This window comes from Rhizobium lentis, assembly GCF_017352135.1.
Taxonomy (GTDB): Bacteria; Pseudomonadota; Alphaproteobacteria; order Rhizobiales; family Rhizobiaceae; genus Rhizobium; species Rhizobium lentis.
Genome location: NZ_CP071454.1, coordinates 4,317,918 through 4,332,006, shown reverse-complemented (window position 1 = coordinate 4,332,006; position 14,089 = coordinate 4,317,918). Strand labels below are relative to the sequence as shown.

Below are 14,089 nucleotides of genomic sequence, written 5' to 3'. Positions count from 1 at the left end.
GCGCATCCCCGGCTTCCGCCTTGCCCGGGAACAACTTCGCCATTGCGGCCCTCCATCCCAACCGCGGACGGATAAGCATGTCATTTCAGAGTAGATAGCCGCTTTTTCAAACGGAAGGTATCAAAACACTACCATTATCCACTCACTCGGCAAAGGCGCGTACCATAAACCCGCTCCACCAGTATCGTAGTGACACATCTGGGCTCTGCACACAATTAATGAAGGCTTGAGATTCGTCGCCCGTTAACCCGTTGTTAACACCTTTGAATCCGAGGCCCCGCTTAAAAACCAATAATTTAGGGATATTTAACAGACGTTAACCATATGGTGAGATTTCCGCGCCCGATGTGCCGGAATTTAACGCGATGGCCACTCTCCCGACGCAGAACTGTTGCAAGTGCGGACGACTTGAGACGGGAGAAATCGCAAATGGCGGCGCAGATGGCAGCATTGAACATCGTATTCGAGGCGCCGGACAATGCAAAGGGAGCGTGTCCCTCCAAGGTTCGGCCGATCGACCTCGTCCATCTCGCGAAGCAGACGATGGGCGACAAGACGCTGGAAATCGAAGTCCTTCAGATGTTTGCGCGTCAGGCGCGAGCGTGTCTCCAGGATATTGCAAGCGGCGAAAGCGTACGGGTCGGCGCGGCCGCACATCGCCTGAAAGGCGCGGCAAGCTCGGTCGGCGCATTCCGTGTGTCGCAGACGGCCGAGGTCGTCGAGGAGACCGGCGGCGATGCCGGCGCAATGGCGGCGCTGGGCGCTGCCGTGCTCGATGCCGAGAATTTCATTCTCAAGCTTTGCCGCGGCTGACCTTCACGTCTTGAGGCGATGCATGTCGTCGTCCCAAAACCGTCGCACACCTATGGCACAAGAGGTCGTTCGAAACGAGGCCCGTTGTTTCATTGCGAAACCACGGGTCTTTTTGCGACGTCCCGGATGACGCTTTGAAGACGGCGGGCGGAGGCCGGATCTGCGAGGTTAGGGCGAATTTCCCCGATGTTGACTGACGCGTCGAATTGTCGGAAGAAAATCCGCCCACCCATTTGAAGACCGGAAATAGTCCTGATGCCCAAACTTACCATCGTCGCCTTCGACGGCACGCGCTTCGACCTCGATGTCGACCAAGGCTCCACCGTCATGGAGAATGCCGTGCGCAATTCGGTGCCCGGCATCGAGGCCGAATGCGGCGGCGCCTGCGCCTGCGCGACCTGTCATGTCTATGTCGACGAGGAATGGACGGAGAAGGTCGGCCAGCCTGAAGCGATGGAAGAGGATATGCTCGACTTCGCCTTCGATGTGCGCCCGACCTCGCGGCTCTCCTGCCAGATCCGGATGAAGGCCGTCTATGACGGGCTCGTCGTGCACGTGCCTGAACGTCAGGCCTGAGACGCCCTGCGTTTCGCGCGGCGCCGAATAGCCGAGACCGTGTCCACAAAAAGACGCCTCGCGCGCTGGTGCGAGCGAGGCGAGGCGGGCGCATTACCTACGGATGAGGGAGGAACATCCGCGGCTTTGGAACGCGCCAGGAGAACCCAACGAGGAAAGTCCAGCTGCCGTACCTGAACTTTCGAATGTGTTCATATTAGCGCGTTACGGTTGAGTCGGCCAGGATGAAAAATGACCCTTAAAACGCTGGGGAGGGGGCAAGTTTCGCACAAGTTTCGTTGCGCAGCTAAGTTTTTCTGCTCGCAACAAAGCTGAAAAAGCCCTATTTTTCGCCGGCCCGGCCGTGGATTCGATTCTTCAGCAATCGCAGCATACGCTTCTGGAAATTGACCGCCTCGACCCGGTCGAATCGCGCCTGCTGCCGATCATGCTCCTCTATACCGTGAGCTGATTCGTTCGAAACCAACTCCTGCATCGCTTCGCAGCTACGCTGCGGTGGCAGGGTGCGGATGGCACGCTCCATAGCGCGGGCCTGGTCGCGGGCGATCTCGGCGTGACGCTCCTCGTGGCGCTTGATATCGCTCGAGAGCGCGTCCCATATCATCGACAACTCTTTGCTGGCACCCTTGCGGCTGCGCCAGCGTGGCAGGATGATCTGGGTATGGACGGTGACTTTGACGTTGCCGACGCGGCATCGGCCATCATCCTGGATATAGGTCGCCTCGCCGCCGAAGCGGATCTTGGTGGCGCCGGGATGGCGCGCCGACGAGCCGCTCGCCGTCGGGCCGCGCCGGCTCAGTTCCCGGTCGAGCTCATCGGCGGTTTTGCCGCGAATATCGAAATAGGAATAGCTTTTCGATGCGATCACTTCGGCTGCCGCCGGACTGCTGAGGGAAAGAGCAATGGAAAAGGCGACAGGAAGGCACATATAACGCATTGCAAGCGGCATTCTGAACGCAACCCATGTTGAAATCGACAGGAGCTTGGGGCATAGCCACCACAAGCGCAATATCGGATGGCGGCTTTTTTCGTCATCAATAGGATAAGTCTGGTGACAGGGCTCGAAGGCAGTTTCTGGCTTGTCGGCCATGGCCGGGAAATCGAACTCGGCCGTCGTTCGGCGATCATGGCGATCATCAATGTAACGCCGGACTCCTTCTCCGACGGCGGACGTTTTAAAACCGTCGATGCCGCCGTCGAACACGCATTGCAGGCGGTCAGCGACGGTGCTGCGATCGTCGACATCGGTGGTGAATCGACCCGGCCGGGCGCGGCATCTGTCAGTCCTTCGGAAGAGCAGGCGCGGGTTTTGCCCGTCATCGAGGCGTTGCGCGGTCGCACTCAGGCGCTGATCTCGATCGATACCTATCGTGCCGAGACGGCGCGGCTTGCGGTCGGCGCCGGCGCCCATATTATCAACGACGTTTCCGGACTGCGGAAAGATGCCGGTATCGCGGATCTGGCCGCGGCGACAGGGGCGGGGCTCTGCATCATGCATACCGGCCGCGACAGGATCAAACTAACCGATGTGATTGCCGATCAGGAGCTTTTCCTCGAACAATCGCTTGCGATCGCGGCTGCATCCGGTGTCAGCAGAGACCGGATCGTCCTCGATCCGGGTTTCGGCTTTGCCAAGGAGACGGCGGAGGAGAACCTGGAACTGATGGCGCGTTTTTCCGAACTTTCGCGCTTCGGCCTGCCGCTGCTCGCCGGTACTTCACGCAAACGCTTCCTCGGCGCAGTGACGGGGCGCGAGGCGGCGGAAAGGGATGTGGCGACAGCTGCGTCAAGCGCGCTGCTCAGGCTTCAGGGGGCTGCGGTTTTCCGGGTGCACAATGTCGCAATCAACAGGGATGCGCTTGATATCGCGGATGCTATGCTCCATGCGCGCCAGGAAATCGAGAGGAAGCGGCCGACATGACCACCTACACGATCACGCTGCAGAACTGCGCCTTCTTCGCGCGCCACGGCGTGCATGACGAGGAGGAATTCCTCGGCCAGCGCTTCTTCGTCGATGCCGAGCTCGACGTCGTCGCGGGCGAGGCGCTGGAAAGCGATTCGATCGACGACACCGTCAATTACGGCATCGCCTTTACGGTGATCGAGGAGATCGTCACCGGCAAGCGACGCTATCTGATCGAAGCCCTGGCGCTCGATATCGCCAAAGGGCTCTGTCAGACATTCCCGCAGGTGCGGCGGGCGAAGATCACGGTGCGCAAGCCGAATGCGCCGGTGCCCGGCGTGCTCGATTTCGTGCAGGTGAGCGTTGAACATTTTGCCTGAGGCTGCATCGCAATCCGCCACACTCGGCCTCGGCGGCAATATCGGCGATCCGGTCAAGGCGATGGCCGCAGCGCTGCAAAGGCTGGACGGGCGCGACGACTGTCGTGTCACCGCCGTCTCGCGGCTCTATCGTACGCCGCCCTGGGGCAAAACGGACCAATCGTTCTTTTTCAATGCCTGTGCCGCCGTCGAAACCCGGCTCTCTCCGGAGGTGTTGCTCGATGTCTGCCTTTCGATCGAGCGCGAGATGAAACGCGAGCGTATCGAGCGCTGGGGGCCGCGCACGCTCGATATCGACGTGCTGACCTATGGCGATGTCGTCCAGCAGGCGCCGCGGCTGGAGTTGCCGCATCCCCGTATGACCGATCGCGGTTTTGTCCTGATGCCGCTTGCCGATATCGCCCCGGGCCTTGTCGTCGGGGGGCGGACAATCAGCGACTGGTTACGCGATGCCGATGTCACCGGCATCGAGGTCGCCGACGACAGCGGCGACTGGTGGCGGAGCGCCTGAAGCGCGGATTCTACGAAAGCTCTAAAACGCGAAACGGCGGGAAACCCGCCGCTTCAGGAAAACCCGTCATGCGATCTGTCTACTGGATGGATCCGACGGCCATTTCGTCGACCTGACGGATCAATGTCAGGCCGATAACCGGAATCATCTGGCTTTCGACCTTGACCGAAACGGTAACGTTCATCGTCTTGTCGTCACGCACCCGGGCGATCATCGCGCCGTTCAGCTTGGCGCGGTTGATACCGACAACGACGGTATCCTCGGTTACGGCGCCGGAAACGACGTCAAGACCCTTGCCGGCGGCGCCGTCGAGGAACTTGCCCTTGTAGGTCGAGCCCGACTGCGAGATGACGGCGGTCATCGGCTGTTTAAAAACGCCGACGCGGCAGGTGCCGTCAAGCTTGATGCCGGCAGTGCTGTCGCCAGTGGGCTCGCCGGTCAGGTTGCAGGTAAATTTCGTACCCTTGTACTTGCCGGCGACGATCTCGCCGGGGCCTTTCCAGGAGCCGGTGACGGATTCGAAGAAGGCCTTGTCACGGGTTGCAGCCGTGGCTGCCGGAGCGACGTCTGCGACGGGAGACAATGCCGCGGCGGCCAGGCCGCATACGATGAGAAATTTGCGCGAATACATGGACTTTCCTTGGCAAACACCACTTACGAACTGATGCCAAGTTTTGCCGAATAATGGTTAATCCTTCCTTTCAATTGTGCCGAAATGCGAGGGCTCGCAGAGCAGCCATATCTGGCGGATTTTAGAATCCGGGCGCTACGATATTGAATCTGCTCATTTTTGCTAACTTGACGCCACGGGAGGTAAGGGCTGCGGAATCGTCTTGGCAGTTAAGGATTGTTGCCACGCGGTGACATGGAAGGGGTGAGATTGCCAATGAAATCACCGATTCCCGGTCGCTTCACCGCGCGAAAGGCAAGCGGGCGGCAGAGATCCATCGCCGCGATTCCGATGCGGGCGGTCATCAAGCCGTTGATAACGCCTTCGCCGAGTCGGGCCGAGAGCTTCGAGGCCAGCCCATGGCCGAGCACCTGTTGGATGAGACTGTCGCCGACAGCGATCGAGCCGGTGACGGCGAGATGCGCCAGCACGTCACGCAGCAGGCGGACCATGCCGAGCGTGCCGGGGCGGCCGCCGTAGAGCTCGGCCATGGCGCGGATGAGGCGCACGGCTTCGTAGAGCACATACAGCAGATCGACGACCGCGCGCGGGCTGACGGCTGTGACGATCGAGACGCGCTTGGAGGCATTGACGATGAGGGCGCGCGCTTTGCGGTCGAGAGGAGCGAGCAGTTCGCGTTCGGCCAAGGCGATCAGATGCGGCGGGTCGATGACCTCGCCCTCGGTCGCTTTCAGCGTCGCGCGGCCCTTCGATGTCTCGGCGTTGGTCGAAAGAAGCGTGGTGAGGCGCGCAACGACGACGCGCGCCTTCGCCGGCCGTGTTTCCAGGATCGCTGCCTCTGCTTCGGCCTTGATCGCCTGAACGGCGGCAAGGCGCATCATGCCCGCGGTCTCGCGGATAACGAGGGCAAGCACCGCAACGATGCCGACCGCCAGCACCCCAATAGCAGTATAACCCAGCCAGTCGGCGCGGGTGAAGAGGTCGCGGATCAGCCGGTCAGTCCAGAGACCGATGCCGAGCGACAGCAGGATGCCAAAGGCCGCGGCGGCGATCTTGCCGAAGGAGGTGCGCCGCCGCTTGCGCGGCGCTGCCACCGGCACGGCGCTCAGATCCCTGTCAGCATTGATGAAGGGATCCTCTTCGTCGGGCGTCAAGACGATCTCTTCCGAAAAGCTTTCCGGTTTGCGTGAGCCCCGCGGTTGCCGGCCGTTGTCACGAGGCCCTGCAGCCTCATCCTCATAAGCGAAGACGGCGGGCGGGCGGCGTGGCAGATCGGAGGGGGGCTTAGTCATGCGAGACGGTCTCCGAACAGGAACTGCATGGCGCGGTCGAGGCGGATATGCGGCACCGACAGCTTGATGCCGCTGCCGGTTTCCTCGAGATGCGGTGGTCGAAATCTGACGACATTGACGTCGGGCAGGGTGTCACCGGTCTCGGAGGCGATGCGATCGAACAGGCTTTCCGGATCCTGCGGCAGATCGCCGGGGAAAATCGCGGTCTTTCTCTGGCCATCGAAGCGCTCGCCGGCAATGGTTTCGCCCTCCATCGGCGTACCGACGATGACAGGCAGGTCATGGCCGTTGCGTTTGACCGATGCCTCGCGGGTGGCACGCACGGAGGCGAGCGCCATCACATCGATGCCGGCGCCGGCCATGCCGATGCGGGCGATGGCGCGATCGACGAGGCGGCGGGTCAGCGCGTCGAGCCGGTCGTGGCTTTCATGATGGAGATGGTCGGCTTTGGTGGCGGCGACCAGCACACGGTCGATGCGGCGCCCGAGCAGCGAGGAGAGCAGCGAGTTGGTGCCGGGGCGGAAGCAGGCGAGCACATCGGTCAGCGCGCGCTCCAGATCCTGCACGGCCTCGGGACCGCGGTTCATTGCCTGCAGCGCGTCGACCAGCACGATCTGGCGGTCGAGCCGGGCGAAGTGCTCGCGGAAGAAAGGTTTGACGACGACCGATTTATAGGCCTCGTAGCGCCGCTCCATCATTGCCCAGAGCGAGCCGCGGCCGGCATGCCCTTCCGGCGGCAAGGCGAGCGGCGCGAAGGTCAGCGCCGGCGAACCTTCGAGATCGCCGGGCAGAAGAAAGCGGCCGGGCGGCAAGGTGGAGAGCGAGCGTTCATCAGCCTTGCAGGCTCTGAGATAATCGGCAAAGGCGTTGGCGAGATCGCGGGCGATCATCTCGTCGGCGTCGGTACGGATATTGGCGGCGCGGGTGAGCGCCAGCCAGCCGCGCGACAGCTCCGAACGGACACCGGTTTCGGCAAGTGCGATCGTCTCCTCGCTGAAGGTGCGGTAGTCCTTGCCGAGCAGCGGCAGGTCGAGCAGCCATTCGCCGGGATAATCGACAATATCGATCGACAGCCGGCCGGGCGAAAACAGACGGTTCCAGCCGCTGGCGCTCTGATAATCCAGGGTGATACGCAATTCGGAAATGGCGCGCGTCGAATCCGGCCAGATGCGGTCTTTCACCAGCGCCCGGATATGATCCTCGTATTGGAAGCGCGGCACGGCGTCATCCGGCTGCGGCTCCAGCCGCACGGCTGAAACGCGCCCCGACTGCACCGGCTCGAACAGCGGCAGTCGGCCGCCATGCAGCAGATTGTGGACGAGCGAGGAGATGAAGACCGTCTTGCCGGAACGAGAGAGGCCGGTAACGCCGAGCCGGACGGTCGGATTGACAAGGCCGCTCGCCCGGTCGGCGAGATTGTCGAAGGCGATGCGGGCGTCGTCGGCGAGGGATGTCAGGCGTGGCGGCAAGGCGCGATTCCGGTTGATGACTGCCGGGCAATATAGGAAGGGAGCGCCGCGCGAAAAAGAAGCGGTGCGAAAGACTTCAGACGACCACGAAATCGGTGAGGCGCCAGACGGCGGCGGCAGCGTCGAAATCGATGACGGCAAGGCCTGCCGTCGGAAAGCCGTGGGGAAGGGCCTTGACCATCGCCTTTTGACCGATCAGCGCCTCGAGTGTCTGCTCCATGGTCGGGTTGTGGCCGACCAGCATGACGGCCGCCTCATCCTGCGCATCGACGATCTCGATATAATTGTCGACCGTGGCGTCATAAAGCACGTCGACATAGCGGACGTCGAGCGTGAGCCCCATCGCCCGATGGACGGCATCGGCGGTGTCGCGGCAGCGCAGCGCCGTCGAGCTGATCAGAAGATCGGGACGGTAGCCCTTGTCGGCGGCCTTGTCGGCGATGATCTCGGCATCGCCATAACCTTTTTCGTTGAGCGGCCGGTCGAAATCGCGCTGTCCGGGTTCGGCCCGGGCGGCCTCGGCATGACGCAGGAGGTAGATGCGATTGGGCGGAGGCAGCGGTACGGTCATGGGCAAATCCAGGATCGGCGGGTCTTTTCAGTAGCGGTTGCGATCGGCCGCCGTCAACCGCCAGCCATGTCGCAATGGCCCCACACGTGGCCGACAACACGGCGTTTTGAAGGCGAAGCAAAAATTGGCAGCGCGAATAATCAAGAGAAAATAGCCCGTTAGCCGAAAATTGTAACAGATTTAAAAATCTGTTTCGCTGTCGTATTTGGCTTGAATCGCGGCTAGCGCTTGGGATATACACCCGGCCAGATGAGATGTTCTTCAGGAGAATCGCGTTGAGTGAGAAGATCGATCTTAGCAATTACGTTCCCTCGGAAGAGGAAGAGTTCATGAACGTAAACCAGCGTGCCTACTTCAGGGCGAAGCTGGTTGCCTGGAAAAACGATATCCTTAGAGAAGCGCGCGAAACACTCGACCATTTGGCAGAGGAAAGCGCAAACCACCCCGATCTCGCCGACAGGGCATCGTCGGAAACCGACAGGGCAATCGAACTTCGCGCCCGTGACCGGCAGAGAAAGCTGATCTCCAAGATCGACGCGGCGCTGCAGCGCATCGAAGACGGCACCTACGGCTATTGCGAGGAAACCGGCGAACCGATCGGTCTCAAGCGTCTCGACGCCCGTCCGATCGCGACGCTGTCGATCGAGGCGCAGGAGCGCCACGAACGTCGCGAAAAGGTCTACCGCGACGAATGACGTTCCCATGCACGCATGAGGGATATTAGCGCCGCGATCTGTTCGCGGCGCTTTTCTTGTTGAGCACCTGCCCCGGCGTTTCGGGAGAGGTCATAGCGGGGCGCCTGTCGCCAACGCTTTCCAGAAGTGCTCCCGCTCGGCCTCCGTGGCGAGATCGATCATGACGAGGGTGCCATTCCTGATGCGCCGCCGCATGATGTCTGCCCGGTTGGGCTCCATTCGACAGACGCCCTGTTGGTGCAGCGCCTGCAGGCGGGAGCGCGACATCTTCAACTCGCTGGCCAGCAGCCGATCCAGGCGTGTGTTTGTCGGAAACGGAACCAGCAGTTCTATTTCCAGGCTTGTCCAACCTGCGGTCTCGTGCCGTATCTCCTTGGCGATGTCGCATTCGGCGAACTCATCCACCCGCTGCGACTTGCGCCGCAGCGCATCAAGATTGAACGTTTCGGCCCGAACCCAATCCGGATCGTTGGACTGCAGCGCGTCGAGAATCATCGGATCGATGTCACGAAGATTTCGGCGCTCGAAGATCGGCCGATTCCACGTGCTTTCGCAGACCAGGCATTTGTAGATAAGCCAGGCGTCGAGCTTGCGGCCGTTGGCGTTAAGGCGGATCTTGCCGCTGGAGCGGAAGGCTCTGAGGCCTCCGCATCCGCCGCACACAATCCAAGGCTGGGGCGCTATGGTGGGGATGATGGTCCATCGGACCCGAAGTGTTTTGCACATATCGTCTTGGTCTTCCGTTCGGAAGTCCACCAAGATGGTGCGTGAGAAAGGCCTTGCGGGCGCGGTATGGCGATGTTGTGGGCGGCTGAAGAGCTGAGACAGTGGAGCTGCACATGGCACATTGTAACAATGCCAAACCGGTCTCTCGCCACCACCCGATGAACATGTTCGCATGCCGCCCGCGGGTCGCTTGCGGCAGTACGGGTGAAACTGGTGTGAGACCGGTATTTACTTAGGCAAAGTCTACCTCGAATGCGCCAATGCTCTTCACCTATCATCGATAGCAAATGATCGGAGCGATAGGGAGCCCGCGAGGAAAAAAGCCGCGGCATTGCGGCTTTTATGCAACTTAATGACGAACGCTGAAGCGTAGCAACCGAATGTCGGTGTTCCTTACTTGTCGCGATTGACGCTCATTTCGCCGAAAATGCGGGCAACTTCCTTCTGCAGTTCGGTGTCGGCTCCGGTGATGGGGGCAAGCTCGGGATCGCGGCGTGGCAGGTTGGCCGGCTGCGGTGCGGCCTGGCGGGGTGCCTGGTTCGCCGGGGCCGGCACGATGCGCTCGGCCGTCAGGTTGTTCGCCATTTCCTGCTCCAGCACGCGCTGGAAATCACGGCGGATCGCCGCTGCCGATTGCGCTGCCGCATCGTCATCGGCCGAAGCGGGTGCGGTGCGCGGCGCCGGCATGTCCGGGGCGGAGACCTCGGGCTCGATGCGCTGCTGCGGCAGCACACGCTGGCGGGCGGCATCCAGGATTTCGGCGGCGCTCGCGGTATCGCGGAACGGTGCCGGTTGCGCGGCGGCGGGAGCGGAGGGCGCTCCGGCGCGCGCGATGGGGGCGGGACAGCGCGCGGGGAAAGGTCGCGTTCGGCCGATAAAGGTGCCGTGGCGGGTTCCGGCGGAAGAGGGCTGGTGGCCACCGGCGGCACGGCGGCCGGGGCCGACGGCTCGGCGCGCCGAGGCGGCTCCGGCGCGGCGGGCGCAGCGAAGGAGGGTTCGGCTGCCGGTTCGGCGCGGGTTGTGACAGGCGGATGGGCCGGGGAAACAGGCGGTGTTTCCGGCCGCCGCACCGCTACCGGCCGCTCCTCGGCCGGCTCAGGGCGATAGATGCTTTCCGGCTGTTCCGCCGCCTCGGGCAGGATGCGGCTTTCGATAACGATATCGGTCGGGCCGCCGATCATAATCAGATGCTCGACATCGTCACGGCGCACCAGCACCAGCCGGCGGCGGGCATCGACCGCTGCCGCATCCAGCACCTGCAGGCGGGGCTGGCGGTTGCGGCCGCCGCGCACGAAGGGCGAGGGGGCGCGTCCTCGGATCAGCCAGAGCGCCAGAATGAGCAGGAGAAGCGCCAGTCCGACGCCACCGGCCGCAAGCAGAAAACGGCTGCCGTAAGCTGCGACAAGATCATCGAACATGGTCACTCACTCCATTTCACATTCGGCACATATTGACGACTTTTCCGTTCCTTAGGCAAGGGCCGCCGGTCCTGTCCAGTCAAGCGCGAACGCGATTTCGTGTTATGCCGGATTGCGCCTGATGCCGGCCCATGCACGGGCAGCTGCGGCAGGCATCAGGCGCAGATGGCGCTCTTGCCTGTGAATTCAAGCGGTCTTGCAGGCGACCGGTGTTTTTGCCGGCGTGGCAAATTGCTAAGAAGGAAAGAGTGCCTGATTCCTGCTTCGTCTTCGTGCTACGAAATAGGAAGGGCTTATGCGAGGAATACATGACGAAACCGCGTCAGGCCGACGAGTATAACGCACCGCTTGTGGATCGCGGGGGGCGTTCTGGCACGGTTTTGCGCATTCTTCTCTTGGCGCTCGTGCTGATCGCGGCCGCCGGCGGCTTCATCGTCTTCAAACGATCGCTCGATAACGAGGTCGTGCTCGGTGGCCTCGGCGTGCTGGCCATGGTCGGCATCTTCTTCCTGGTGTCCTCGGTCATCGGCTTCATCGAGGTGATGCCGCAGCGCCAGTCCGACAGCCTGGCGCGCGCCTTCCTCAACAGCCATCCCGACGGCACGCTAATCACCGACGAAAAGGGCCGGATCATCTATGCCAACGCCGCCTATGGCGCGCTGACCGGCGCGCGCAAGGCGACCGAGGTGCAGACGCTGGAAACGCTGCTGTCGCGCCATCGCGAATCCAACGAGGCGCTCTACCGGCTGGTCAATGGTCTGCGCGAGGGCAAGGAGGGACGTGAGGAATTCCGCCTTCTGCGCGCCGTCGGGCCTGGCAGCAACAGCTCGGGCGCACATTGGTACCGGCTGAAGGCGCGGCTGCTGCAGCCGGAGGAGAATGGCGGCAAGCCGCTGCAGATCTGGCAAATCACCGACATCACCGCCGAACGCGACGACCAGGAGCGCTTCTTCAAGGAGCTGCAGAATGCGATCGACTATCTCGACCATGCGCCGGCCGGCTTCTTCTCCGCCGGCAGGAAGGGCGAGATCTTCTATCTGAACGCGACGCTTGCCGAGTGGCTGGGCCTCGACCTGACCAAGTTCCTGCCGGGCTCGATGTCGATCGGCGATCTCGTGGCCGGAGAGGGGTTGGCGCTGATTCAGTCGGTGCAGGCCGAACCCGGCCTGAAGAAGACCGTGACGCTCGATCTCGACCTGCGCAAGACCAACGGCCAGAGCCTGCCGGTGCAGATCATCCACAGCGTCACCTCGATGCGCGACGGCGCCCCCGGTGAAAGCCGGACGATCGTGCTGGCGCGCGAAAGGAGCAGCGAGAGCGGCCAGTCCGCATCGGCCGCCGCCATGCGCTTCACCCGCTTCTTCAACAATACGCCGATGGCAATCGCCTCGGTCGACGGCGACGGACGAATCCTGCGGACCAATGCGCCGTTTCTGAAGCTGTTCTCCGGCATCGTCTCGCGCGACGATCTGGAAAAGGCACCGCACCTCGAAACCATCGTGCAGGAGAGCGATCGTCCGCAGCTGGCCGCGGCGTTAGCGGCTGCCAAGGACCGGCAGGGTGACATCCCGCCGCTCGACACCCGCACGCCGACCGACGAGGCGCGTTATTTCCGCTTCTATGTCAATGCCGTCATTGACCAGAGCGACGAGGCGCCGGAAGAGGCAGCGATTGTCTACGCCGTCGAGGTGACCGAACAGAAGGCGCTGGAAGCCCAGATGGCGCAGACGCAGAAGATGAACGCTGTCGGAACGCTTGCCGGCGGTATCGCGCACGACTTCAACAATGTGCTGACGGCGATCCTGCTGTCTTCCGATCACCTGCTGTTGCAGGCGCGTCCTTCCGATGCGAGCTTTGCCGATCTGATGGAGATCAAGCGCAACGCCAACCGCGCCGCCGTGCTGGTGCGCCAACTGCTCGCTTTCTCACGCAAGCAGACGATGCGGCCCTCGGTGCTGAACCTGACCGACGTCGTCGGTGACCTGCGGATGCTGGTCGACCGGCTGCTCTCCGGCACCAATGTCAAGCTCGACGTGCAATATGGGCGCGATCTCTGGCCCGTTAAAACCGACCTTTCGCAGTTCGAGCAGGTGCTGATCAACCTTTGCGTCAATGCGCGCGATGCGATGCCCGAAGGCGGTACGCTGACGCTACGCACCCGCAATCTGACGGCTGACGATGTCTCCGCCTTCAACTATTCCTACATGCCGGCCGAGGACATGGTGCTGGTCGAGGTCACTGATACCGGCACAGGCATCGCGCCTGAAATCATGGACAAGATCTTCGAACCGTTCTTCACCACCAAGGAAGTCGGCAAGGGCACCGGGCTTGGCCTTGCCATGGTCTATGGCATCGTCAAACAATCGGGCGGTTACATCCAGCCGGAATCCGAAGTCGGCAAGGGCACAACCTTCCGCGTCTTCCTGCCGCGTTACATCCCCGAGCCGGCGGTTGCGGCCGAAGCCGGCGCGATCGACAACGCCATTGCCGCCGTTGGCACGCCGCCGGAGGCAGCCGCCGCGCAGCAGCCGGAGGACCTGACCGGCTCGGCCGTCGTCCTTCTCGTCGAAGACGAGGAAGCGGTGCGCCGCGGCGGCAAGCGCATGCTGGAAACGCGCGGCTACACCGTGCATGAGGCGGGCTCGGGCGTCGAGGCGCTGAGCATCATGGAAGAGCTTGACGGCAAGGTCGATATCGTCGTTTCCGACGTGGTCATGCCGGAAATGGATGGCCCGACGCTGCTGCGCGAGCTGCGCAAGAACTATCCCGACCTGAAATTCATCTTCGTCTCCGGCTACGCCGAGGATGCCTTTGCCCGCAACCTGCCGCCGGATGCGAAATTCGGATTTTTGCCGAAGCCGTTTTCGCTGAAACAGCTCGCCGTCGTGGTCAAGGAAACGCTGGACGGGTGAGGGTGTGCGTCAGAGAGGTCGTGCCGTGCCGCACCCTCCCTCTGCCCTGCCGGGCATCTCCCCCAGAGGTGGGGGGGATTACAAGCGGTGAAACCTTCGCGTCACATGAACGTTGCGCCGAGCTGTAATGGATATTTGCTTGGGGACGCCAGCACGCCAAGCCGATTCCCTCCTTGTGGGTGAGATACCCGG

13 protein-coding genes and 1 pseudogene are annotated in these 14,089 nt (G+C 62.4%); 7 read left to right on the top strand and 7 right to left on the bottom strand.

Annotated features, from left to right (window positions below):
- Window positions 1-429 precede the first annotated feature (429 nt).
- Together J0663_RS21210 and J0663_RS21205 are read left to right on the top strand one after the other, a co-directional pair.
- Complete coding sequence (locus J0663_RS21210) at window positions 430-813, top strand: Hpt domain-containing protein (RefSeq protein WP_207242305.1); 384 nt, start codon at window positions 430-432, stop codon at window positions 811-813.
- A 255-nt stretch (window positions 814-1,068) separates the two neighbouring features.
- Window positions 1,069-1,389, top strand: coding sequence for a 2Fe-2S iron-sulfur cluster-binding protein (locus tag J0663_RS21205; protein ID WP_003540151.1), 321 nt, complete (start codon window positions 1,069-1,071; stop codon window positions 1,387-1,389).
- 322 nt (window positions 1,390-1,711) lie between these two features.
- On the opposite strand, the gene J0663_RS21200 is transcribed toward J0663_RS21205, so the two are convergent.
- Entirely contained in the window at window positions 1,712-2,338 is a 627-nt protein-coding gene (locus J0663_RS21200) for a DUF922 domain-containing Zn-dependent protease (RefSeq protein WP_207242304.1), read from the bottom strand.
- A gap of 102 nt (window positions 2,339-2,440) precedes the next feature.
- Between J0663_RS21200 and folP the strand changes: the two genes are divergently transcribed.
- The 3 genes from folP to folK are packed head-to-tail and all read left to right on the top strand — an operon-like array spanning window position 2,441 to window position 4,183.
- A complete protein-coding gene (gene folP, locus J0663_RS21195) occupies window positions 2,441-3,310 on the top strand; it encodes a dihydropteroate synthase (protein WP_207242303.1) in 870 nt (289 codons plus the stop codon).
- Window positions 3,307-3,672: a dihydroneopterin aldolase gene (gene folB, locus J0663_RS21190; RefSeq protein WP_207242302.1), complete on the top strand. Its 366-nt coding sequence runs from the start codon at window positions 3,307-3,309 to the stop codon at window positions 3,670-3,672. Before folP ends, folB begins: the two co-directional genes overlap by 4 nt.
- Window positions 3,665-4,183 (top strand): 2-amino-4-hydroxy-6-hydroxymethyldihydropteridine diphosphokinase, encoded by a 519-nt coding sequence (gene folK, locus J0663_RS21185; RefSeq protein WP_207244561.1) that lies wholly within the window; start codon window positions 3,665-3,667, stop codon window positions 4,181-4,183. The genes folB and folK overlap by 8 nt, the downstream gene beginning before the upstream one ends.
- A gap of 79 nt (window positions 4,184-4,262) precedes the next feature.
- Here folK and J0663_RS21180 read toward each other — a convergent pair whose 3' ends face one another.
- From J0663_RS21180 to J0663_RS21165, 4 genes are all read right to left on the bottom strand, one after another.
- On the bottom strand, window positions 4,263-4,814 hold the full coding sequence (locus tag J0663_RS21180) for a hypothetical protein (RefSeq protein WP_207242301.1): 552 nt from the start codon (window positions 4,812-4,814) through the stop codon (window positions 4,263-4,265).
- A 209-nt stretch (window positions 4,815-5,023) separates the two neighbouring features.
- Window positions 5,024-6,106, bottom strand: coding sequence for a YcjF family protein (locus tag J0663_RS21175; RefSeq protein WP_207242300.1), 1,083 nt, complete (start codon window positions 6,104-6,106; stop codon window positions 5,024-5,026).
- Window positions 6,103-7,575, bottom strand: coding sequence for a YcjX family GTP-binding protein (locus tag J0663_RS21170; RefSeq protein WP_207242299.1), 1,473 nt, complete (start codon window positions 7,573-7,575; stop codon window positions 6,103-6,105). Before J0663_RS21170 ends, J0663_RS21175 begins: the two co-directional genes overlap by 4 nt.
- Window positions 7,576-7,651: 76 nt before the next feature.
- Window positions 7,652-8,146, bottom strand: coding sequence for a SixA phosphatase family protein (locus J0663_RS21165; RefSeq protein WP_207242298.1), 495 nt, complete (start codon window positions 8,144-8,146; stop codon window positions 7,652-7,654).
- 275 nt (window positions 8,147-8,421) lie between these two features.
- Here J0663_RS21165 and dksA point away from each other — a divergent pair, with 275 nt between their 5' ends.
- The gene (gene dksA, locus J0663_RS21160) at window positions 8,422-8,841 is read left to right on the top strand and encodes an RNA polymerase-binding protein DksA (RefSeq protein ID WP_008525884.1); all 420 of its coding nucleotides are present in this window, start codon (window positions 8,422-8,424) and stop codon (window positions 8,839-8,841) included.
- A gap of 90 nt (window positions 8,842-8,931) precedes the next feature.
- Here dksA and J0663_RS21155 read toward each other — a convergent pair whose 3' ends face one another.
- Complete coding sequence (locus tag J0663_RS21155) at window positions 8,932-9,567, bottom strand: DUF1062 domain-containing protein (protein ID WP_207244560.1); 636 nt, start codon at window positions 9,565-9,567, stop codon at window positions 8,932-8,934.
- Between the two features lie 393 nt (window positions 9,568-9,960).
- Window positions 9,961-10,985, bottom strand: a pseudogene (locus J0663_RS21150) (flagellar biosynthetic protein FliO).
- A gap of 308 nt (window positions 10,986-11,293) precedes the next feature.
- Between J0663_RS21150 and cckA the strand changes: the two are divergent.
- A complete protein-coding gene (gene cckA / locus J0663_RS21145) occupies window positions 11,294-13,897 on the top strand; it encodes a cell cycle histidine kinase CckA (RefSeq protein ID WP_207242297.1) in 2,604 nt (867 codons plus the stop codon).
- The last annotated feature ends 192 nt before the right edge of the window (window positions 13,898-14,089 follow it).